Source organism: Salinisphaera sp., assembly GCF_002729955.1.
Lineage (GTDB): Bacteria > Pseudomonadota > Gammaproteobacteria > Nevskiales > Salinisphaeraceae > Salinisphaera.
The window spans coordinates 1-22,826 of record NZ_PBYA01000054.1; the positions used below are offsets into that span (position 1 = coordinate 1).

Here is a 22,826-nt window from a genome sequence, read left to right on the forward strand (position 1 = left end):
CGCGTAACCCGGGCGTCTTTTCCTTTGCTTCCTTTCGTTTGGACGAGCAAACGAAAGGGAGTCGCACAGCAGTGCGAAACCGAGGGAATGAACGACGTGCGGCCCGAATCGTTCGCTGTCTGAATCAACTGCCCGGGTGAATTTTTACTTGGGGTTTCGCGCTGCAGCGCGAGGTACTTCTCTTTGCTTGTCCAAAGAGAAGTACCCAAGAGAAAAGACACCCTGTCTTGCGCCGATGCTGCGCATCGGTTCCCTGCCATCACGAACCGCGAGCGGGACGGCCGGAAACTCGCTAACGCTCTAACATCCGGCCGTCCCTGGGCCATCAACAAGGCCGCTCACGATTGTGCTGCTCGGCGCTACGCCCAAGGGACCCAAATACAGCCAAGCTCGCTAACGCTCGCTCAAGGTCGCGTCTTTGGTTAATCGCCCGCCTGCGCCAAGGACTGTCGCCCCGCCCAATCGCGGGCGAACTGCTCGGCGGTACGCCCGCTACGGGTGCCACGCGCCAGGGCCCATTGCAGGGCCGCGCGTTCCCAGGGCGCGTCGACACCGATTTCGGCATCGATGCCGTGCGCGGCCAGGTGCTTGGCCGCGATCGCCAGATAATTCGCCTGATCGAACGGATAGAACGATAGCCACAGGCCGAAGCGTTCCGACAGGGAAATTTTCTCTTCGACCGCTTCGCCGTGATGAATCTCGCCGTCGACGTGCTGGGCGGCCTGATTCTCGGACTGGAACTCGGGCAGCAGATGACGCCGGTTCGACGTGGCATAGATCAGCACGTTATCCGGCGCGGCCGCGAGCGAACCGTCGAGCACGGCCTTGAGCGCCTTGTAGCTGCCATCGCCGGCCTCGAACGACAGATCATCGGAAAAGACAATGAATTTCTCCGGCCGATCGGCCAGCGTGGCCACCAGATCGGGCAGGTCGACCAGACGGTGGGCCGGCACCTCGACGATACGCAGCCCGTCATCGACGAAGGCGGGCAGCAATGCCTTGACCAGCGACGACTTGCCCGAACCGCGCGAGCCCCAGAGCAGGGCGTTGTTGGCCGGCAGCGCGGCCACGAACTGGCGGGTGTTGGCGAGCAGGCGCTGTTTCTGGGTTTCGATGCCGTGCAGGCGCTCCAGCGGCAGGGCCTGCGGAGCGTCGATAGCCTGCAGGCGACCATCGTCACGCCAGCGAAACGCGCTCGCCGTCCAGTCGATATCGGCACCGACAGCACGGCGCGCATCGGCAAGCCGCGCTTCCTGAATATCGGCAATACGTTCGAGCTGGGCCGCGATTCGGCCGAGGGTATCTGTATCTGGCATGCGCTGCAGTCTATGGCAGGCGTAGGATTTCGTGAAGCGTGGAGATTAAAGTGATGCGACAAAGTTCATTGGCTCGCAGGGGGTAATGTGCTTCTATCGCGCGGGCTGCGGCCCCGCGTCTAATATGACCCGGGCAGACACGATCTGATTTCTATCCGCGCGGCCCAAGCGGGGCCGCGACAACTCAACCACAAACGTTCCGCGCTCGAAATTATTGTTTCTATCCCAGCGGCCCGCATGGGCCGCGACTCGCACGCCTGCTGCCGTGGCTCGCGTGTTCGCTGTTTCTATCCGCGCGCCCCGCGCGGGGATGCGACTCCGCAGCCACAGCTCGCCCGACTCCGGCCGATATTCGTTTCTATCCGCGCGGCCCGCGTGGAGCCGCGACCAACGTTGCCGAAAGGAGCAGTTCGGCGTGACGATGTTTCTATCCGCGCGGGGCCGCGACTTGAGCCATCAGCCAGAGGCGCCGGCCGGGATTGCCGTTTCTATCCGCGCGGCCCGCCCGGGGCCGCGACTCGCCGTATCGGTCCAGGGCATGATGATAGTCTGGTTTCTATCCGCGCGGCCCGCGCGGGGCCGCGACCTGTCCGGCACCGAGCTGCTGATGGCGCTGATCAAGTTTCTATCCGCGCGGCCCGCGCGGCCCGCGCGGGGCCGCGACGCGTCTCGCCGGGGCGAATCATTTTCCCGCCGATGTTTCTATCCGCGCGGCCCGCGACAAGTCGACGGCAACATCAACGGCCGCGCGATGATGTTTCTATCCGCGCGGCCCGCGCGGGGCCGCGACAAATCGACCGGAGCAGTGAACGCAGGATGAGCGCGTTTCTATCCGCGCGGCCCGCGCGGGGCCGCGACCTTCGCCGATACCGGCCTGGGCAAGACAATCATGGTTTCTATCCGCGCGGCCCGCGCGGGGCCGCGACCTTCGTGGCTCTCAGCATGTCGGCAATCAGATACTCGTTTCTATCCGCGCGGCCCGCGCGGGGCCGCGACCTGACCAAAGTTTGCACGAAGGCGCAGGAGCAGGTGTTTCTATCCGCGCGGCCCGCGCGGGGCCGCGACTCTGCTCATCTTCCATCCGGCGCAGCCACTGCATGTTTCTATCCGCGCGGCCCGCGCGGGGCCGCGACCACGCAGGCGCGACCGCTGGACGTGCTCGCCCATGTTTCTATCCGCGCGGCCCGCGCGGGGCCGCGACGCCGCAGACGATCCCGGTCGATGCGTCACAGCTGGTTTCTATCCGCGCGGCCCGCGCGGGGCCGCGACCCAGGGCCAGCTGGCGGTACGCCGCGCCCAACTCGCGTTTCTATCCGCGCGGCCCGCGCGGGGCCGCGACTACGGTTTGCTGAGTGCCGTCGCTTGTGGTCACTTGTTTCTATCCGCGCGGCCCGCGCGGGGCCGCGACTCGGCGTTGCCGGCGGCTGCCACCGGATCATCGTGTTTCTATCCGCGCGGCCCGCGCGGGGCCGCGACCTGAGCATGCTGTAAAGAAATTCTATGAGCTTCATGCGTTTCTATCCGCGCGGCCCGCGCGGGGCCGCGACCACGAGCACAGCGGCCCCGATGGCGAGCCGATTGTTTCTATCCGCGCGGCCCGCGCGGGGCCGCGACGCCGGTCGAGCCGGTGCAGCGTGCGCCAGAACTGGTTTCTATCCGCGCGGCCCGCGCGGGGCCGCGAGTTCAGCCACGTGAATGACGCGGCTATGGTGGACGGTGTTTCTATCCGCGCGGCCCGCGCGGGGCCGCGACGTTTCGTACAAAGGTGCTCGTTGACGAAGCGGAGTTTCTATCCGCGCGGCCCGCGCGGGGCCGCGACTTCGCTCGCAATCCCGGCGATTGGTGCCGCATTGTTTCTATCCGCGCGGCCCGCGCGGGGCCGCGACACGACAAGGACCGGACAATCCAGGCGTCGCAGGTTCGTTTCTATCCGCGCGGCCCGCGCGGGGCCGCGACCATCATCGCCTACCGCGTTATCGAGCCTGCTAGCGTTTCTATCCGCGCGGCCCGCGCGGGGCCGCGACCATGCGTTGATCTCGGCCTGCGACAGCTTGCGCGGGTTTCTATCCGCGCGGCCCGCGCGGGGCCGCGACATGGCAGCGAGTACAAATGCTTCACCTCGCCCGAGTTTCTATCCGCGCGGCCCGCGCGGGGCCGCGACGCCTGTCGAGCCGCCCATTGACGAAGACGACGACGTTTCTATCCGCGCGGCCCGCGCGGGGCCGCGACCTGTCGTTCGACACGCAATGGTCGCCAGTTTACGAGTTTCTATCCGCGCGGCCCGCGCGGGGCCGCGACTGATCCTGTCGCATGTTGTCCTATTGCGTGGTGTTGTTTCTATCCGCGCGGCCCGCGCGGGGCCGCGACGCGTTTGCAGTGGGAGGCGAACGTCGGCTGCGAGGTTTCTATCCGCGCGGCCCGCGCGGGGCCGCGACAAATACACGCCAGTGGCGCCAGCCGTGCCTGCACCAGTTTCTATCCGCGCGGCCCGCGCGGGGCCGCGACGTGCCGCCTTCGGACTCAAAAATGGTCGTAAACGTTTCTATCCGCGCGGCCCGCGCGGGGCCGCGACGACATTCGATTATTTCGATATCAGCCATTTGTAGTTTCTATCCGCGCGGCCCGCGCGGGGCCGCGACCCGTCTGCCAGTACGGACGTTGCCCGTAAAGCCGTTTCTATCCGCGCGGCCCGCGCGGGGCCGCGACCGTCGAACCAGTATTTGTGATACCGACCGCTAACGTTTCTATCCGCGCGGCCCGCGCGGGGCCGCGACGCCGAAAGGCGGCAAGCGACAAGTGCCGCAGGCGTTTCTATCCGCGCGGCCCGCGCGGGGCCGCGACGTGTAACGCCGTCCAGGCCAATCGCGCCATCAGAGGCGTTTCTATCCGCGCGGCCCGCGCGGGGCCGCGACCGCCTAGCCTGAGCGGACCTGTGACGGACGAGAAGTTTCTATCCGCGCGGCCCGCGCGGGGCCGCGACTGGTCATGCTGATGGATCCTCTGCGCACAGGTCGTGTTTCTATCCGCGCGGCCCGCGCGGGGCCGCGACCCCGTTGCATCGCCTTTCGTACTGCAGGATCTCGTTTCTATCCGCGCGGCCCGCGCGGGGCCGCGACGCACCCGCTACCAGATCGACCTCGAGGGCAACCTGTTTCTATCCGCGCGGCCCGCGCGGGGCCGCGACGAAGTTCTCGGCATTGAGTTCGGCCTTGCTGCCGTTTCTATCCGCGCGGCCCGCGCGGGGCCGCGACGGGGGCGGACCGAACAAAGGCCCGCGCCGGCCGCTGTTTCTATCCGCGCGGCCCGCGCGGGGCCGCGACGCGTGCGCGGCGCGCTCGATCTGGGCGACGAGGCGTTTCTATCCGCGCGGCCCGCGCGGGGCCGCGACCCGCGAGTCGCTGCAATGGCTCATCGACGACGGCGTTTCTATCCGCGCGGCCCGCGCGGGGCCGCGACACGCACGCAATCGAGGTCGAGCGCGCTTCGAAGTGGTTTCTATCCGCGCGGCCCGCGCGGGGCCGCGACGATCTGTTCGGCTTCGGCCTGGGTGATCTGTCGTGTTTCTATCCGCGCGGCCCGCGCGGGGCCGCGACCTTAACACAGCGATCGAGCAACCCATTAGGGCCAGAGTTTCTATCCGCGCGGCCCGCGCGGGGCCGCGACGGCGTAGCTCGTCGCGCTTGTCGCGCTTGACGGTGTTTCTATCCGCGCGGCCCGCGCGGGGCCGCGACTTGGTATAGCCCAGCGCCTTACCGATATCCGTGCTGGTTTCTATCCGCGCGGCCCGCGCGGGGCCGCGACCGGACTCGTCGGCGGCGCGAATTAGTGCGCGTGCGTTTCTATCCGCGCGGCCCGCGCGGGGCCGCGACTGTCCGTCGGCCCGATGCGCGCGACCAGCGAGCACGTTTCTATCCGCGCGGCCCGCGCGGGGCCGCGACGCCAGGGCCGACACCGCCGCGGCGAGCTGGTCACGTTTCTATCCGCGCGGCCCGCGCGGGGCCGCGACCTTCGCCGCCCGCTGGCTGTTCTGCACCATCTCCAGTTTCTATCCGCGCGGCCCGCGCGGGGCCGCGACCGGATTGATGCCGCGTAGCAGCAGCTCGAGCCTAGTTTCTATCCGCGCGGCCCGCGCGGGGCCGCGACTGCCTGCAGGGCGCGCGCTACATCGGCCTGGCGGAGTTTCTATCCGCGCGGCCCGCGCGGGGCCGCGACACGAATATCACGACGAATACCGGCCGCTAATCGGGTTTCTATCCGCGCGGCCCGCGCGGGGCCGCGACCCGATGAATACAGGGTGCGTTTCATTGGCGGGATGGGTTTCTATCCGCGCGGCCCGCGCGGGGCCGCGACCGCACGCTGCGCCGGCGGCGCGACGGCATCGTGCCGTTTCTATCCGCGCGGCCCGCGCGGGGCCGCGACGGGGGCCGGCGGCGGCGTTCATCGTGCGCACGCTGTTTCTATCCGCGCGGCCCGCGCGGGGCCGCGACCTGCGCGTCCTCTCGAGCCTCAACCAACATGTCGCGTTTCTATCCGCGCGGCCCGCGCGGGGCCGCGACTTTCATGGCCTCGGCCTGGGCGCGCAGGATCACCAGTTTCTATCCGCGCGGCCCGCGCGGGGCCGCGACGCGTCACTACCCAGGAACTGGGCAAGATGCTGGAGTTTCTATCCGCGCGGCCCGCGCGGGGCCGCGACCTGACCGCGCTCGGCGCCTCAACTCTGCCGAGGGCGTTTCTATCCGCGCGGCCCGCGCGGGGCCGCGACAGGCGATGAGCACCGCCACGGCGATCAGCAGTAGGTTTCTATCCGCGCGGCCCGCGCGGGGCCGCGACCGCCTCGGTATCCATGTTGTCGCCCTCGAAGTCGTTTCTATCCGCGCGGCCCGCGCGGGGCCGCGACGGGCGCGGCTTCCTCGATCACGAAATTATCGACCGGGTTTCTATCCGCGCGGCCCGCGCGGGGCCGCGACCCCAGGCGCTACAGCTCTACGTCGACAGCCTCGAGTTTCTATCCGCGCGGCCCGCGCGGGGCCGCGACGTCCGGTAGTGGCCGCAGTCCCAGGCACCACCGGTGTTTCTATCCGCGCGGCCCGCGCGGGGCCGCGACGCATATCCCCGACGACCTCAAGGCCAAGGCCGAGTTTCTATCCGCGCGGCCCGCGCGGGGCCGCGACGCGATGCCGGACTCATGCGTACCGACACTGACGAGTTTCTATCCGCGCGGCCCGCGCGGGGCCGCGACGGCAGCGGCCCAGCCTCCAAGATTTGCGACAACGTTTCTATCCGCGCGGCCCGCGCGGGGCCGCGACGTTCTGTGCCATCGGTATTGCCCTTATTTAACGAGTTTCTATCCGCGCGGCCCGCGCGGGGCCGCGACCGAAGTGCGCAAGACGCCGCAGCTCATGGACGCGTTTCTATCCGCGCGGCCCGCGCGGGGCCGCGACGAGAGACAACGTATTCGGCAACTACCGCTTCAAAAAGTTTCTATCCGCGCGGCCCGCGCGGGGCCGCGACGGAAAATATCGATCGGCAGTTTACTGACCGTTGGTTTCTATCCGCGCGGCCCGCGCGGGGCCGCGACCACAGCCCACCATTCGCGCGGCGTCATCGCCCAGTTTCTATCCGCGCGGCCCGCGCGGGGCCGCGACGGGGGTCGGGATCACCACATGCCACTTTCCATCGTGTTTCTATCCGCGCGGCCCGCGCGGGGCCGCGACCCGAGCCGGCGGCCGGCGGCGGCAGCGCTCGCATTGTTTCTATCCGCGCGGCCCGCGCGGGGCCGCGACGTGCGGTGCTGGGTGTGAACATCGGCCGTCGTTCGTTTCTATCCGCGCGGCCCGCGCGGGGCCGCGACTCGATTACGATTTCTGCCAGTGGCGTCACGCCAGGTTTCTATCCGCGCGGCCCGCGCGGGGCCGCGACACGGCATGATCTGCGACTTCGGCAAGCACAAGGGTGTTTCTATCCGCGCGGCCCGCGCGGGGCCGCGACCATCTTGACCTTGCGGCCGTTGAAATTGGCCTTGCGTTTCTATCCGCGCGGCCCGCGCGGGGCCGCGACTACGCGGCGATGATGGCAACGAGTTTCTGATGCTGTTTCTATCCGCGCGGCCCGCGCGGGGCCGCGACTATGCAGCCGTGTAGCCGGTGGTGATCTGGATGCGTTTCTATCCGCGCGGCCCGCGCGGGGCCGCGACTTCCGACCAACGCCGCGCCGCGGTCTTGGTTCGGTTTCTATCCGCGCGGCCCGCGCGGGGCCGCGACGCGATAACGGCACGCCGACAGTCGTCATTGCTGTTGTTTCTATCCGCGCGGCCCGCGCGGGGCCGCGACCATCAACGACTTTCGACCGCCCAAACCACCGTTTGTTTCTATCCGCGCGGCCCGCGCGGGGCCGCGACCTTGCGTGGCAGTTTCGGTCGCCAGCTCGGCACCGTTTCTATCCGCGCGGCCCGCGCGGGGCCGCGACGCTGAAAGAGCAGGCGCGCATAGAGCAGCGCTCTTTGTTTCTATCCGCGCGGCCCGCGCGGGGCCGCGACACGAAAACCGGTATGACCGGATTCCCGATTACGTGTTTCTATCCGCGCGGCCCGGGCGGGGCCGCGACAATCCGCCACAGGCAATCGCGGCACCTTCGACCCGTTTCTATCCGCGCGGCCCGCGCGGGGCCGCGACGTTTCCGCGGCGAATCGACCGACACCACCAGTGAGTTTCTATCCGCGCGGCCCGCGCGGGGCCGCGACATGGCCGCGATTCGACGTGGCTTGCCCCGATAAGGTTTCTATCCGCGCGGCCCGCGCGGGGCCGCGACGTGAGCACGTTATGCGCCTGGTGCGCCGGCGTGCCGTTTCTATCCGCGCGGCCCGCGCGGGGCCGCGACCTGATGGTCAAGAATAACGAGCAGCTGGACGCCGAAGTTTCTATCCGCGCGGCCCGCGCGGGGCCGCGACTGGCCCTGATGGCCTGTGCTGGTCAGCCGCCGGCGTTTCTATCCGCGCGGCCCGCGCGGGGCCGCGACAGCCCATCGCCATCGATATGATCAATTTCTAACGTTTCTATCCGCGCGGCCCGCGCGGGGCCGCGACGGCCAACGCCGTGCCGGATTACGAGACGATCAACGTTTCTATCCGCGCGGCCCGCGCGGGGCCGCGACTGGCGCGAATCGAGAGCAATAACCGGCCGTATGTGTTTCTATCCGCGCGGCCCGCGCGGGGCCGCGACGATTATGATTGGTCGACTATTCCGCCGATAGAGCAAGTTTCTATCCGCGCGGCCCGCGCGGGGCCGCGACAGCACACCGCGCGGGTTGCTCACATCACTGGGCATGTTTCTATCCGCGCGGCCCGCGCGGGGCCGCGACGGTACGCGCCGAGTGGAATCGGGCTTTTCTTAACGTTTCTATCCGCGCGGCCCGCGCGGGGCCGCGACCACACCGCGCGGGTTGCTCACATCACTGGGCATGTTTCTATCCGCGCGGCCCGCGCGGGGCCGCGACGTTGCTGCGGGCGGTGGAGCGATAGCCATGGACTGGTTTCTATCCGCGCGGCCCGCGCGGGGCCGCGACTCGGTCCGTCCAATCGACTGTTTCTAATACGTTAGAACCTGCCTTGGTGCGAACCGCGGCGATATTGAACGAATTTCGCCGGTTATGCGACAGCTGGTCGCATAACGAATTGTTTTCCAGCTTGTTAAAGATCGGCGAACCTGCCGGGGTTACTGGGTACGCTTGGGGTTCGCGCGCACGATTCAGGTGCAGGATCAGAGGATGAGGGGCGCGTTAAGATCGCGTACCGGTTTGGCGCCGACATGTTCGACACGGCGCTGCCATTCGCGCCCCAGGAAGTAGAAGCGCAGGCTGTCTGTCTCTTCGTCGATGATATCGCACAGACGGCTTTTGAGTTTGACCCATTGATCGGGTTCGACTTCAATTTCGAACACTGAGTACTGTACGCGCTGGCCGTAATCCAGGCAGGCTTTGCCGACGCGGCGCAATCGCCGCGGGCCGTCGCTGCTGGTTACGGCGACGTCGTAGCTCACGAGTACCATCATCTGAAGATTGCTCCTTTACCCGCGGATGAAGGGAGGGTAGGCGTCGAGGTCGCCGCGTAGGTGGCGTGCGAGCAACTGCGCCTGGATGCTGGGCACGAGTCCGAGCGGTACGCGCTCGTCTAGAAACGGATGGACGAGCTCTTCGCGTTTGCGTTCCTGGTAGGCCGTGAGCACGGTTTTACGTCCGTCTTCGGTGAGCAGCACTGCGCCGCTTTCCGCAACGGAGAAGTCGCGCGCCTTGAGCTGGCGCCGGTTGATCAGTGTAAGCACGAGACGGTCGGCAATCAGCGGACGAAACTCTTCGGCGAGATCGAGCGCCAGGCTGGGGCGGCCGGGCCGGTCGCGGTGCAGAAAGCCGACCGCCGTATCCAGGCCAGTCTGTTCAAGCGCGGAGCGACAGTCGTGTGTGAGTAGGGTGTAGACAAACGAGAGCGCGGCATTCACTCGATCACGCGGCGGTCGCCGATTGCGCCCGGAAAATTCGAACGCGGGGTCGTCACGATTGATCAGCGCTGGAAAGCTGGCGAAGTAGCGCTGGGCAGCTTCGCCTTCGAACCCGCGCAACACATCCGCATCTTGAGCATCGAGTAGTTTGTTTCTGATGCGCTCAAGCGTGCGGATCGTTGTGTCGAGTGCCTTGCGCTGATTGTCGCTTAGCTGTTTGGCTCGATCGCGTCTTTGTCGGTGCGCGACCGCGCGCTGGTTATGAATCTTGCCGATCAACAGATTGCGGATGACGGGCACGCATGTGCTCGGGTCATCGGTTGCGCGGTACTGGGCGCGGCGCAACAGAACGTTACCGGAGACCGGACCTTCGACACGTGCCTGGAATCGGCCGTTCGGCGTGAAGTAGCTGATCGCGATGCCTTGTTCGCAGCAATACGCCATGAGCGGCGGGGAGACCAGCGTGCGCCCAAAACAGACCAGGGATTCGAGCATATGGGCGGGCAGGCGGCCGCGCTCTTTGCCTTCGATCATCATGACGATATTGGCGCCGTCCTTCTTGAGCCAGGCACCTTCGCTCGTTACGTAAAGCGTGTTGAGTAGCTTTCTCATGGGCGCGGCGTTAGCTGCTCAGATAGCCAATGTGCAACGCTTTTATGCGCGGACATGGCCCGTGGCCGGCAATCGTCGATCAGCGAGCAGCGATCGCATTTTTTTGCGTCGTAGATCGCGCGGGGTGTTTTGCCTTGGGCAAGCAATTGGGCCGTTTCGTGGGCGGTGTTTTCGGTGAGCGTGCGTAGCGTGGAGTCGAAGACGATGTCCTTGCGGCGCTTGGTCTGGCCATAGAAAAGCGCGCCGTTTTCGATCGTGACACCGAGCATTTCTTCCAGACAGAGTGCCTGGGCGCACAACTGTACTTCGTCGGCGCGGTGGGCCTTGGGCCGACCGCGTTTGTACTCGATCGGTCGGACGATAGGCTGTTCGCTCGTGTCATCGAACTCGACGACATCGGCATAGCCGATCAGGCCCAATGTTTCGTGCGCCAGCGGCAACGCCATGGCGGTATGCACGCCGCGGCGTTGTTCGTGGCCGTAGCGATCCGCGCGCTCATGTAATAGCCGACCTTCGGCAGTATGACGGTTTTCCTGCCAGATGCGCTCGATATGGATGAGCGCGCACTGACGGTCACAGTACAGATAGTGCTGCAGCGCCGAGATCGGCACCGTGATGCCCGTTTCGCTCATGGCTCAACTAGAGCATTTCCTCGACTGCAACGCCGTCGGGCAAATTATCGCGGTCGATGGTCACGGTGTAATCGGCATAGTGACGAGCCGGCGTATTGGCTTCGCCTTCGACACGACCGACGTGAACTCGGTCGAATAGCGTATGCGCCGGAGCGTTGCCCAGGGCATTGTCGTGCTTGAACACAATGAGTTTGCGTGCCGACATTTCGCCGCGCGCGGCCGAACGATCATGCTCGAACATGTTGATTAGCGCACGCCAGAGCAGGCTTAGGTCGTCGTCGGAAAACCCGGTACGCTCGGCCAGCTTGGCCGATACATAGCCATGCGCGCGATAGAGGCCATAGGGCACGATATGTTTACGGCCCATGGTGCGTTCTTTCTCTAGATCCTTTTCATTCGTGACGGCCATCCGGGTGATCGACACCTCCATGGGCACGACCGGGTCGATGGAATTGGCAAAGGCCATCTGAACTGGCCCGCGTACCTGGCCCGAGTTGACCTCGGTGGTCATGACGGCACCGAACGTCCGCACGTCGAAGAAATTGCCACACATCCAGGCGGTCAGTTCGCGTGCCTTGGCAACGTCCTTTGGGAGCTTCTTGGGTTCTGGCTTGATATCGAGTGCGTTGTAAGCCTTCTTGTGCTGGTCGTTGAGGACTGATTTTTCCTGCATGTAGATCGCGTAACCGGGCGTGTCCTCCTGTTCGAGTTCCACGTAGTTACGGATCTTGCGCTTGAGGCAGACGTCGGTGACCAGCCCCTGATTGGTTTCCGGATCCAGCCGCGGCATGTTGCCGGCGTCGGGGTCGCCGTTGGGGTTGCCGTTGGTTACGTCGAACAGCAGCACGAATTCATAGCGGTTGGCGATGGCGGTCATTGCGCGTCTCCCTGGTCCTCTGGCGTCTCGGTATTTTCGCTGGGCTTTTTCTTGTTAAAGCGCGCCTGGGTCTGGTGGTAGTAGCCGATCGCGAATCGGCCCTGATCCTCGATCTTCAGGCTCTTCGGTAGTCGCTCGTCCAGGCCATCGACGATCTCTCGGATACTGCGCGAAATGGCGCCGGCGATTGCCTGGTCTTTTTCATTGCCCTTGCGCAGCTTGGCCAGATGATTCTTGACGTTGCGCAACAGCAGCGGGAATACGCTGGCCGGTGTGGCCGACGCCGCGCCGTAGTAACGATCGGCAATCGTGGCGTTGGTGTTCGGGATCGCCCGGGCCTGGGCGTTTTCCAGTTCGGCGAACAGCCGGCCCAGCAGATAGCCGGGGTGAGTGGAATGCGGGTCGAGACTCACGGGCATCTCCTCGATTGGTGATTGTTGTCCGGCCGCCAGGCGCGCGTTTCGTGTGAGCACGGCCTTGCATAGTGCGATCCGAATGCCGCTGATATCGCCGTCGTTTCGAAAACGCATGACGAGATTAGACAGTAGCGACTGCGGGTAGCGTTGCCCGGTGAATATGGCCCGGGCGATCTCGCCAGCCAGATGCGATGGAATATCCTCGGCCTTGGCGCGCCCGTCGCGGCTGGGGGCAACCGCATACAGCAGACGCCAGATCGGCGGTAGGGCGCCTTTCCAGGGCAGCGGATCCAACGCGAGGTCTTGGCGATGACGAGCGAAGTGACGGGTTAGTTGTTCCAGCGTGTTCACGCACCAGAAGCGCACCGACAACCGCGCGGCATTGGGCGCCAGGCCGAGCACAAAGAACTGGGTGTCGCCGGCCAAGCCGAGATCGGTTTCGGCCAGCGCCGTCCCATTGGCAACCTGCGCGAGCGCGGAACCCAGTCGTGCGGCTTCCTGTGCGTCGGTCGGCGGCTCGTTGAGCGCCTTGAAAAACATTTCGGCTGCCTCGGCCTGGGTGGTGTCGGCGGCCTGGGCCCAGAATACGACCGTCGCATCGCCGATGGTCAGGCGCTGATGATTGTCGTTGTCGCGGCGTAGGAGATGGTTGAGCGCGGTGCTATAGCCGAATATGGCTTGCTTCGAGATGGAGGCGTTTGCCTGACCCTTGTGGCCGTAGGACTCATACGCGCCGGCGTTGAAGGAGATAAGGGAAGCCCCCGAACTCTGGGCGCCGTTGACGTTGCGAATCGCCGGATGGTCTAGGCCGAGCGGTGCGTGTTCGCCGGTGACCAGGCAGGGCCCGCTGTCGCTGTCCTGCACGGTAAATGTTTCATTCCATAACGTGCGCATGGGCGGATGCTCGTGTACGAAGTGCTGTTGGCCGTCGAGTCTGAAAACGAGGTTCTTGTCCAACAGCTCCTCGTGATAGCCGGGTAACGTATGAAACCGGGGCGGTTGCCAGGCCTCGAGCAATGCAAGAAATGCGCGGAGCTCCGGATCGTCGCTGTCAGCAAACAGATTGCGCTGACGTTGTTTAAAGGCTTCGTGTTCGTCCGCAAGACGTTTGCCGTCGCCGGCGGTGACGCCGAGGGCATAGGCTGTCTTGTCCCATCCGACATAGGCATGTATGCCGGAGGTGCGCCGTTTATCGACTGGCACGTATAGCGGGCGTGGGCGGAACTTGCCTTTGTCGTCCTGGATGCGCAGGTCGTCGATTTGCAGTGGTTCACCTGCGGCCGAAAAGACCAGTGCGAAGCTGATGTTTTCAGCCGAGAAACCCGGCTGAGGCACCTGCTGCTGTGCAGCCAGCCGTTGGTAATAGTCGTTGAGGGCGGTCAGGATCATGCGAGCGCCTCGGCGAACGGCGGCACCTCGATCACCCCATCGACCATGCTCGCGCGAAAGAAGCGCGGCGTCTTGCCATTGGCAAAATCGATATCGTGGAGCATGAGGCCGAATTGCCGTTCGCCGGCCAGCGCGGTATCGACTTCGGGCATGGCGTCGTCCGATTCGATCAGTTCGAAGGCGGCCGGAAATTCCCGTGTGCCGAGACACGGCATATGAAAGCACTGGCCCTGCCGCGCGCGACGATTGAAGATATCCAGATGCTTACCGGCACTATCGCTGTTATCGGCCCTGGACGTGAACTCGAAGTGTGCTTCAATGACGTAACCGACATCGCGCAGAATGGTCGAGGCACGCTGCTGCCGGTTGGTATCGACGTAGTAGCGCAGTTCGTCGGTGCGGCCATTCTTCATGGCCTTGCTGATATGGCCTTTTGGCGTCTTGCCGGCGACTTCGTTGCGGCGTATGGACTCGAAGCGAATCGGCTTGAGCACATGGATACGGTCGATGCACCAGCGAATCGCAGGCTTCCAGTGGATTGCCTCCAGAATGCCGCGCGCTGCAGACGGCGTGATCACGTCGTAGGAAAAACGTTCGGTCTTGAGTTCCGGACGGGTAAAACAGGCCCGCTCGCCCCAGACATGTAGCCGTATGCCAAAGCTCATCGTGCTCCCCCGAGCATTTTTATTGACCCTACCAGAGATTGGACTCCGCCGAGCGATAGGTCGGATCGGACCAGTTCAGCCCCATATTCGGGTCGTAGCTATTTGTGTTGAGTTCGCCTGGGTGCTCGTCGATCAGTACGACGAATTGATCGCCGAACCGGTCCGGCTCGATGGCTGCGATAACGCCGGCCTGTTCGAGTGCGTGAAAGCCCTTGATCGGCACCTGCACCGTGTAGGGCTGTAGCGCGCGCGCAATGCCGCCAACGCGCTCGGCGTGCGACAGACCAGCGATTGCGCGGCGGGCCCGGTCGTCGTAGGGGATGATCACCGACCGTTGCGTGTTTTCGATCAGTCGGTATTTCTGTTCCAGCATGTCGAACGGCAAACCGTCCAGCTGGGCGGTTTCGATCTGGCCGAGTAGGTCGTGCTTGTCGAGTTCTTGTGGGCCTTTCTGCCAGTAGAGCAGCCGGAAATAGGCAGTGATAGCGGCCGGCGCGAGCGGGGCTTCGCCATGGGCGCGTAGGACTTCGCGCGTGGCCTGGGCGAACTGTTTGAGTTCCGGCGGCGGCGCCCAGTCTTCGTTGGACGTCGCAAAAATACGGACTTCGCTTATGTCACGTTTGTATCGGCCTTCGCGGTTGCAACGACCGGCGGCCTGGGCGATCGAGTCCAGACCGGCCTCGGCACGCAGCACACGCGGAAAATCGATGTCGACACCGGCTTCGATGAGCGAGGTCGATACCACGCGACAGGGCGAGCCGGAGGCAAGCACCTCGCGGATTTCGGCCAGGATCTGGCGTCGATGTACGGCACACATCGCCGTGGTCAGGTGATAGGCGCCAGGGGAGTCGCCGATGGATTCGTACAGCGCACGCGCGTGCCGACGGTTATTGACGATACACAGTGCTTGTTCGCAATCGAGCAATTCTTCGGTCAAGCCATCATCGTCGAGCGTACCGATATGGCGAACCGTCACGCGCTCGAACTGCTGGGCGAGGCTGTTGGGATCGGGTGCCAGCTCGCGCACATCACGGAGCCCGCCGGCAAAACTGTGTGCGGGATTGTCGGTTTCTTCCAGCGCCGGTTGGGTGGCCGTACACAGCACGATGCTGGTGCGGTAGTTGAGCGCCAGCTCGTCGAGCGCGGCCACGCTGGGCCGCAGCACGGCAAGCGGCATCGTCTGTGCTTCGTCAAGAACCACGACGCTGTTTGCGATGTTGTGCAATTTGCGTGCTTTCGATGTTTTCGCGGCGAACAGGCTTTCGAAGAATTGCACGGCCGTGGTGACCACGATCGGCATATCCCAGTTTTCGCTGGCGCGCTTGAGCTTGTCGCGGCTGTGACGATCTTGGCGGCCGCGGCGGCTGTCTTCGTCGAAGGCGCTATGGTGTTCGAGCACGGCGTCCTCGCCGAACGCGCCGAGGGCGTCGCGAAAAACGGCTGCATTCTGTTCGACGATGCTGGTGAACGGAATCACATAGATCACGCGATCCATGCCGTGGGCGATGGCATGGTCGAGAGCGAAGGCCAGTGATGCCAGCGTTTTGCCACCGCCCGTGGGTACGGTAAGGCTGAAGTGGCCGGGCGGCTCCGGGGCCGCCGCCCGTACGTGGTGGAGAATGTCGGCGCGTCGTTCGTTGACCGGGCTTTTACGTGCTTTGGCCGCTAGTTCGTCCAGATGGGTATTCAGAGCGTCGCGCAACGTGGACAGGGACGTCGGGTTGCCGCGCTCGGGCGGTGCATCGCCCGCCACGACGGTATAGAACGTCTCGGTTTCGATGAAATCGGCGTCCACAAGGCATGAAAAAAGCATGCGCGTGAGAAACGCCATCTGGAAAAAGGCGCGGTCACGCCGTTGATGAAATGCGCCGTCTGGATGTAAAGAGTCTGGTAGCACGAGTTCTTCGCGCCAACGCCTACTCAAGGTGGGTAGATCGGCGACCAGGCGATCGGACAGCGGGGTGCGCGTGCCCGCATCCCGTCCGTTGGCCAGGCCCGCATGATGGCCTGCAATCGCATAAGCCAGCAGATGACCGAGGCCGTCGGGGAAACGTGTCTTTGCTTCGAGTGCGCCGGCCGTGGAATGGTCGACGCGTTCGCCACTGCCGCTCAGGCGTCGCTGGAAAGCCGGGCTGTATTTGCCCAGATCGTGCAGAAGCCCTGCCGCGCGCCCGGCATTCTCCCAGCCAAAGCGTGCTGCGCGCTTGGCTGCCAGATCGGCTACGGCCTGTAGATGGTCCGCCAGTCCCTGCCAGTCGCGGGCATCGCTGCACTCCGTGGAATGCGCATAGAACACGCCAGCCCCCTTATCGCCAACGCTCAGTTGCCACCGGAGCAGCCGAAGGCCGCGCAGAGAACCCGAAGCGCGGCAGCGCTTTGGGCGGTCAACTGCAGCGCCTCGTTATGCTCTATTCCCATCGAATAAATACCGGCTGGTCTGCATGGCGCCATGAAAGACGCCTAATATGTCGATATCGCCATTGTGCTTGATCAAATAAACGATTCGATAGTGACCGTACAGCAGAATCCGAATATCTCGGTTTTCTACTCTTTCGTATCTATGCCCAATTTCTGGGTGCGATATCAGCACTTGCGCTCGTTCATATATCCCATTGACGACCGACGCTGCGGCCGATGGGTTATCTTGCGATATGTAGTCGTAGATATCACGTAGCCAAAGCCCGGCTTCGCGCGTCCAGTTTATTGTTGCCAAAACTTGATCCGATGCTGCATTTCATCGTTCGATATCGTTTTGCCGTCATCGGAATCGGCTATTCCCCGCTGCACCATCAACTCGAAAGCAAGCTCGCGTATCAGCTCTTCCTTAGAGGTATCGGCCGGTTGCGCTGCAAGGAATTGCTCTAGGTCTTCTTTAGCGGTGGCCATTGCACACTCCGGTATTGAATCTCGACGAGCAGTTTAACTCCTAGGGCCTGTTGAGGTTTCATACGAGCGCCGCGTTGGTGTCCACAAATCGTGTCCTGCAAGGCGCGAGTCGAAGCATCGTGGCGTGCCACGATCAAGACTCGCAACGCCGCAGGGCGCGATTTGCGGCCCAACCCTACGGGACAAGCGCTGTTTTGCGGCAATCCAGCGTTCTAGCACGCTTGCGCAGAATCACTGCGCGGCGCGCGCTACGCCTCGTCTTGGCGCAAAACAGCGCTTGGCGCGGACTCGTATGAAACCTCAACAGGCCTTAGCAACGGATAACATAACGCGTACTGATGGGGTGAAATTACGTGGCCGGGCCGGTTTTGTCGAAGCAGCGTCTAAATTAAAATCCGCGTCGCCGCTCGACCAGAGCCCGCGACCGCTGATCGGGCTCAAGGCTGCATGACCACCTTGATGCAGTTGTCGCGCCGGGCCTGGAACATGTCGTAGGCCTCGGGCGCCTCGTCCAGGCGCATGCGGTGGGTGATCACGAAGCTCGGGTCGATATCGCCGCGTTCGACATGATCCATCAACGGCTGCAGATAGTGCTGCACATGGGTCTGGCCGGTCTTGATGGTGAGCGCCTTGTTCATCAGCGCACCCACCGGGATCTTGTCGGCAATGCCGCCATAAACGCCGGGAATGGATACCGTACCGGCCTTGCGACAAGCCATGATCGCCTGGCGCAGCACGATCGGGCGCGCGGTCTCCATCTGCAGGCTCTGCTTGACGTTGTCGTACCAGTATTCGAGGCCCACGCCATGGGCTTCCAGGCCGACCGCGTCCACGCAGATGTCGGGTCCGCGCCCGGCGGTCATGTCCCGCAGGGCTTCGACGATTTGCAGCGTATTGCCGACGTCGCGCGGATTGAGGGTTTCGGCGCCGTGTTGCCTGGCGGCCATGTCGAGGCGTTCGTTGACGGTATCGATCGCGATCACACGGCCCGCACCGAGCATTTTGGCGCTGGCGATCGCGAACTGGCCGACCGGCCCGCAGCCCCAGATGGCCACCGTGTCGCCCGGCTGCATATCGCACTGGGCGATGGCCTGATAGCCGGTGGGGAAGATGTCGGTCAGAAACAGCGCCTGTTCGTCGGACACCGATTCCGGCACGACCATCGGGCCGACATCGGCATAGGGCACGCGCACATACTCCGCCTGGCCGCCCGCATAGCCGCCGAGGATATGGGTATAGCCGAACAGCCCGGAAGGCGACTGGCCCCACATCTTTTCGGCCACCCCGGCGTTCGGGTTGGAGTTGTCGCACAGCGAGTGATAGCCGCTGTCGCAGAAGAAACACTGGCCGCAGGCGATCGTGAACGGCACGACCACACGATTGCCGACGGTCAGGTTGGTGACCGCCGAGCCGAGTTCGACGACTTCGCCCATGAACTCGTGGCCGACGATATCGCCGGACTGCATGCCGGGCATGAAGCCGCCGTAGAGATGCAGATCGGAACCGCAGATGGCGGTCGAGGTCACCTTGATGATGGCGTCGCGCGGATTGAGAATCTGCGGGTCGGCCACGTTGTCGACGCGCATGTCCTGCGCGCCATGCCAGCATACGGCTTTCATCGGATGACTCCTTCGTGCGGCGTGGTGTGAATGGCCGCGGTCGGTACTTCGCCGGCCTCCATCACCTGTTTGAAATGTCGCAGATCCTCGCGCACCGCTTCGCGCGACAGGGCGTTGACGAAACCCAGCGGGGCGGCGGCCAGCAGGCCGTGCGGCAGCTCGTAGCGCAGCTTGAGTTCGACCTGGGTGCCGCGCCCGCCGGGCGCCGGGACGAACCGGATCTCGCCGGTCTGGGGTACGTCCGAGCCTTCGATGCTGCGCCAGGCGATCCGTTCGCCGGGTACGTCCTCGACGATTTCGGCCTCCCATTCGTAGGTGCCGCCCAGGGGTGTTTCGGCGTGCCAGCGCGAGCGGTCATCAGCAAGTATCTCGACCGCTGTAATCGAGGTCATGATCGCGGGCAGGCGCGTGAAATCGCGCCAGAAGTCGTATAGTTGTTCGCTCGGGCGGGCGATGGTGACGGCCGCCGAGAGTTCGAGCGGGCCGGCTCGATGGCCGGTCAGCGTGCGTTCGGCGCCTTGCATGAGCGAGCGTCCGGTGCCCTTGAGCCCGCGCCCGGTCGAGGCGCGATAGGCCAGATAGCCGCTGAACGCGCCCAGCGCCAGGCCGGAGAGGCCGCCGCGACGCATACCCACCATGAGCGAACCCACGCTTGCGGCCAGCGCTAGCGCGCGCTGTTTTTCGCGCTCTCTAGCGCTGTCCAGGTCTGAATCGTCGTTGCCGCGATAGTCGATCGGCCGGTGTGAGGTCATGCGCGCGCTCCATGCGATTGGCGAGCCTCAATGTAGCGCGCCGCGCGTGAGAACGCGTCGGTGGAAGTCCTGACATGATTTCGGCGTGGCCGGGGTTACACTCGGCTAGGGTTCGACTGGCTCACGCGTCGGTCGAATCACTCGAATACGGGCGGTCACGGCTTGCCGGGCGCTGGCTGGCGGGTGGGCCCGCCGATTTTGCAATGGCTCTGTAGAGCTCTGGGAGAGGTTATGGATACGGGACTCGAACGCCGCAACGGCCGGCCGCTGACTGCATCGCGTGTCGTGGATGAAGTCTGTCGGCATCCGGTGATTACCGGCGCGGCTGTTGTGGGTACGGCGGTCGTACTCGGCGCGCTGCTGCACTATGGTCCGGCGCCGCGCAGACGGCGCTCGCTTTTCGACCGGGTTCGCGCCTCGCTGCGCTCGCTGTTCGACTGACTGACGCGATCCGCTCGTGCTGTCCGGCTGAAGCCGAGAACGAAAAAGCCCCGGCCGAATAATCGACCGGGGCTTTTTCGTGCCGTTGAGGCAGTGGGCAATCAGGCCAGCTTGCGGTGCTTGGCCTTGGCCGAGCCTTCGGATGCATTGCCGAGACGGCGTTTGCGGTCGGCTTCGTAGTCCTGATAGTTGCCTTCCAGGAACACCACGTCGTCGTCCTCGAACGCCAGAATATGCGTGGCGATACGGTCGAGGAACCAGCGATCATGCGAGATCACCAGCACAGCACCCGGGAACTGCAATAGCGCTTCTTCGAGCGCACGCAGGGTTTCCACGTCCAGATCGTTGGTGGGTTCGTCGAGCAGCAGGGTGTTGCCGCCTTTTTGCAACAGCTTGGCCAGCTGCAGGCGATTGCGTTCACCGCCGGAGAGCTCCGACACACGCTTCTGCTGATCGGAACCCTTGAAGTTGAAGCGCCCGATATAGGCACGCGACGGGATTTCGTAGTTGCCGATCTGCAGGATGTCCTGACCGTTGGAGACTTCTTCCCACACGGTCTTGGACGAATCCAGCTCTTCGCGCGACTGGGTCACATAGGCCAGGTCAACGGTATCGCCGACGCGGATTTCGCCGGAGTCCGGCTGTTCCTCGCCGTTGAGCATGCGAAACAGCGTGGTCTTGCCGGCGCCGTTGGGGCCGATGATGCCCACGATCGCGCCCTGCGGCACCTTGAGCGATACGTCTTCGTAGAGCGTGCGGTCACCATAAGATTTGGTGACGTTGTTCATTTCGAACACGAGATCGCCCAGGCGCGGGCCCGGCGGGATATAGATCTCGTTGGTCTCGGAGCGCTTCTGGTATTCCTTGGACTGCAATTCCTCGAACTGCTTCAGGCGCGCCTTGGACTTGGACTGGCGGCCCTTGGCGTTCGAGCGTACCCATTCCAGCTCGGCCTTGATGGCCTTCTGGTGGGCGTCCTCGGATTTCTGTTCCTGTTCGAGGCGTTTTTCCTTCTGCTCCAGCCAGGAGGAATAGTTGCCCTCGTAGGGAATGCCGTGGCCGCGGTCGAGTTCCAGAATCCAGCCGGCGACGTTGTCGAGGAAGTAGCGATCATGGGTGACCGCGACGACCGTGCCGGAGAAATCCTTGAGAAAGCGTTCCAGCCAGGCGACGGATTCGGCGTCCAGATGGTTGGTCGGCTCGTCGAGCAACAGCATGTCCGGCTTGGACAGCAACAGCCGGCACAGGGCCACGCGACGGCGCTCGCCGCCGGAGAGCTTGGAGACGTCGGCGTCCCAGGGCGGCAGGTTCAGCGCTTCGCCGGCGCGATCCAGCGTGTTGTTGATTTCCCAGCCGTCGGCCGCGTCGATGGCTTCCTGCAGCTCGGCCTGTTCGGTGAGCAGGGCATCGAAGTCGGCGTCCGGATCGGCGAAGGCTTCGCTGATTTCGTTGAAGCGGGCCAGCTTGTCGGCGATATCGCCCAGGCCTTCCATGACGTTGCCGCGTACGTCCTTGGATTCGTCCAGCTGCGGCTCCTGCGGCAGATAGCCGATATTGATGCCGGGCATCGGCCGCGCCTCGCCTTCGATCTCGGTATCGATACCGGCCATGATGCGCAGCAGGGTGGACTTGCCGGCGCCGTTGTAGCCGAGCACGCCGATCTTGGCGCCCGGGTAGAAGGACAGATAGATATCCCGAAGGATATGTTTTTTCGGCGGCACGACCTTGCCGACGCCGTTCATCGTGTAGATGTACTGAGCCATGGTTTCGCGGGCCTGTGTCAAAGGGTCGTCAGTGTAAGCCAACACGCGGTGCGACTGAATGCCGAATCAGCGCAATCGCGCGGGGATTATGTATCCGGGCAAATATCCTTATTCCGGATCAGTCTAAGAAAGCGTCTTTAAAATAACGCAATCACGCTTATCATAAGCGCCATTCGTCGTCGCGCGCTGCGATGCGCCGCTCGTGGCGTGCGTCGCGCGAACCAATTCAAACGAGGTAGCAGCATGCAAGTCGATGTCGCCAAAGCCAATGCCGAACTCGCCGGCAAGCATCCCAAGGAAATCGTCGAATGGGCGGTGGGCCTCGGTGGCAAGACCATCGTCACCACCAACTTCGGCCCGGACGAGGCGGTGATCCTGCATCTGGCGACCCAGGTCCAGCCGGATATGGACGTAGTCTGGATCGATTCCGGCTATGCCACGCGCAAGACCTACCTGTTCGCCGAAAAGCTCATCGAAGACCTCAAGCTGAACATTCACGTGTTCAACCCGCTGTCCTCGGCGGCCCGTCGCGATGCGCTCATGGGCATTCCGGACGTGGACGATCCGCAGCACGAAGAGTTCACCCGTCAGGTCAAGCTGGAGCCGTTCGGTCGGGCCATGGAAGCGATGGCGCCGGACGTGTGGCTGACCGCCGTACGTCGCGACCAGACGGAATTCCGCAAGAACATGGATATCGTCTCCCAGGACAAGCCGGGCGGCGTGGTCAAGGTCGCGCCGGTGCTTGAATGGACCGCCGACGACATGGCGGCCTATCGCGAGAAGCACGGCCTGCCCAACGAAACCAACTACTACGATCCGACCAAGGTGCTGGGTAACCGCGAATGCGGCCTGCATAACCGCTTTACGGCATAGTCGGGTCTTTAAAGCGCCGCTGTACTAGCGGCGTACAACGAAAAAGGTCGCAGGCGTTTCGCCTGCGGCCTTTTTTGTGCGCACTCGATCAGGGAT

Annotated in this window: 15 protein-coding genes and 1 CRISPR repeat array; of the genes, 2 read left to right on the plus strand and 13 right to left on the minus strand. The window is 64.2% G+C overall.

Features of this window, described 5'->3' with window-relative positions; genetic code table 11:
• Positions 1-422: 422 nt before the first annotated feature.
• The 12 genes from CMN27_RS15010 to CMN27_RS15060 all read right to left on the minus strand — a co-directional run bounded on the left by CMN27_RS15010 (position 423) and on the right by CMN27_RS15060 (position 19,653).
• Positions 423-1,316 (minus strand): ATP-binding protein, encoded by an 894-nt coding sequence (locus tag CMN27_RS15010; protein ID WP_293627743.1) that lies wholly within the window; start codon positions 1,314-1,316, stop codon positions 423-425.
• 147 nt (positions 1,317-1,463) lie between these two features.
• A CRISPR array of direct repeats spans positions 1,464-8,876; the repeat unit is 34 nt; unit sequence GTTTCTATCCGCGCGGCCCGCGCGGGGCCGCGAC.
• 194 nt (positions 8,877-9,070) lie between these two features.
• On the minus strand, positions 9,071-9,361 hold the full coding sequence (gene cas2, locus CMN27_RS15015) for a CRISPR-associated endonuclease Cas2 (protein WP_006915296.1): 291 nt from the start codon (positions 9,359-9,361) through the stop codon (positions 9,071-9,073).
• 15 nt (positions 9,362-9,376) lie between these two features.
• Positions 9,377-10,417, minus strand: a complete 1,041-nt coding sequence (gene cas1c / locus CMN27_RS15020; protein WP_293627750.1) for a type I-C CRISPR-associated endonuclease Cas1c — start codon at positions 10,415-10,417, stop codon at positions 9,377-9,379.
• On the minus strand, positions 10,414-11,049 hold the full coding sequence (cas4, locus tag CMN27_RS15025; RefSeq protein WP_293627752.1) for a CRISPR-associated protein Cas4: 636 nt from the start codon (positions 11,047-11,049) through the stop codon (positions 10,414-10,416). Before cas4 ends, cas1c begins: the two co-directional genes overlap by 4 nt.
• A gap of 7 nt (positions 11,050-11,056) precedes the next feature.
• Entirely contained in the window at positions 11,057-11,926 is an 870-nt protein-coding gene (cas7c, locus tag CMN27_RS15030; RefSeq protein WP_293627754.1) for a type I-C CRISPR-associated protein Cas7/Csd2, read from the minus strand.
• The gene (cas8c, locus tag CMN27_RS15035) at positions 11,923-13,731 is read right to left on the minus strand and encodes a type I-C CRISPR-associated protein Cas8c/Csd1 (protein ID WP_293627756.1); all 1,809 of its coding nucleotides are present in this window, start codon (positions 13,729-13,731) and stop codon (positions 11,923-11,925) included. Before cas8c ends, cas7c begins: the two co-directional genes overlap by 4 nt.
• Positions 13,728-14,396: a type I-C CRISPR-associated protein Cas5c gene (cas5c, locus tag CMN27_RS15040; protein ID WP_293627758.1), complete on the minus strand. Its 669-nt coding sequence runs from the start codon at positions 14,394-14,396 to the stop codon at positions 13,728-13,730. Before cas5c ends, cas8c begins: the two co-directional genes overlap by 4 nt.
• 28 nt (positions 14,397-14,424) lie before the next feature.
• Positions 14,425-16,692, minus strand: a complete 2,268-nt coding sequence (locus CMN27_RS15045) for a CRISPR-associated endonuclease Cas3'' (protein WP_293627760.1) — start codon at positions 16,690-16,692, stop codon at positions 14,425-14,427.
• Positions 16,693-16,797: 105 nt separating this feature from the next.
• The gene (locus tag CMN27_RS17490) at positions 16,798-17,109 is read right to left on the minus strand and encodes a type II toxin-antitoxin system RelE/ParE family toxin (RefSeq protein ID WP_366515468.1); all 312 of its coding nucleotides are present in this window, start codon (positions 17,107-17,109) and stop codon (positions 16,798-16,800) included.
• The gene (locus tag CMN27_RS15050) at positions 17,097-17,282 is read right to left on the minus strand and encodes a hypothetical protein (protein WP_006915305.1); all 186 of its coding nucleotides are present in this window, start codon (positions 17,280-17,282) and stop codon (positions 17,097-17,099) included. Before CMN27_RS15050 ends, CMN27_RS17490 begins: the two co-directional genes overlap by 13 nt.
• Positions 17,283-17,719: 437 nt before the next feature.
• Positions 17,720-18,901 carry a zinc-dependent alcohol dehydrogenase gene (locus tag CMN27_RS15055; protein WP_293627764.1) on the minus strand — a complete coding sequence of 394 codons (1,182 nt, stop codon included), beginning with the start codon at positions 18,899-18,901 and terminating at the stop codon, positions 17,720-17,722.
• Positions 18,898-19,653: an SRPBCC family protein gene (locus CMN27_RS15060; RefSeq protein ID WP_293627766.1), complete on the minus strand. Its 756-nt coding sequence runs from the start codon at positions 19,651-19,653 to the stop codon at positions 18,898-18,900. The genes CMN27_RS15055 and CMN27_RS15060 overlap by 4 nt, the downstream gene beginning before the upstream one ends.
• Positions 19,654-19,884: 231 nt before the next feature.
• Here CMN27_RS15060 and CMN27_RS15065 point away from each other — a divergent pair, with 231 nt between their 5' ends.
• Positions 19,885-20,094, plus strand: coding sequence for a hypothetical protein (locus CMN27_RS15065; protein WP_293627768.1), 210 nt, complete (start codon positions 19,885-19,887; stop codon positions 20,092-20,094).
• 101 nt (positions 20,095-20,195) lie between these two features.
• Here CMN27_RS15065 and ettA read toward each other — a convergent pair whose 3' ends face one another.
• Positions 20,196-21,857 carry an energy-dependent translational throttle protein EttA gene (gene ettA, locus CMN27_RS15070; RefSeq protein ID WP_293627770.1) on the minus strand — a complete coding sequence of 554 codons (1,662 nt, stop codon included), beginning with the start codon at positions 21,855-21,857 and terminating at the stop codon, positions 20,196-20,198.
• 243 nt (positions 21,858-22,100) lie between these two features.
• Here ettA and CMN27_RS15075 point away from each other — a divergent pair, with 243 nt between their 5' ends.
• Positions 22,101-22,730, plus strand: coding sequence for a phosphoadenosine phosphosulfate reductase family protein (locus tag CMN27_RS15075; protein WP_293627772.1), 630 nt, complete (start codon positions 22,101-22,103; stop codon positions 22,728-22,730).
• The last annotated feature ends 96 nt before the right edge of the window (positions 22,731-22,826 follow it).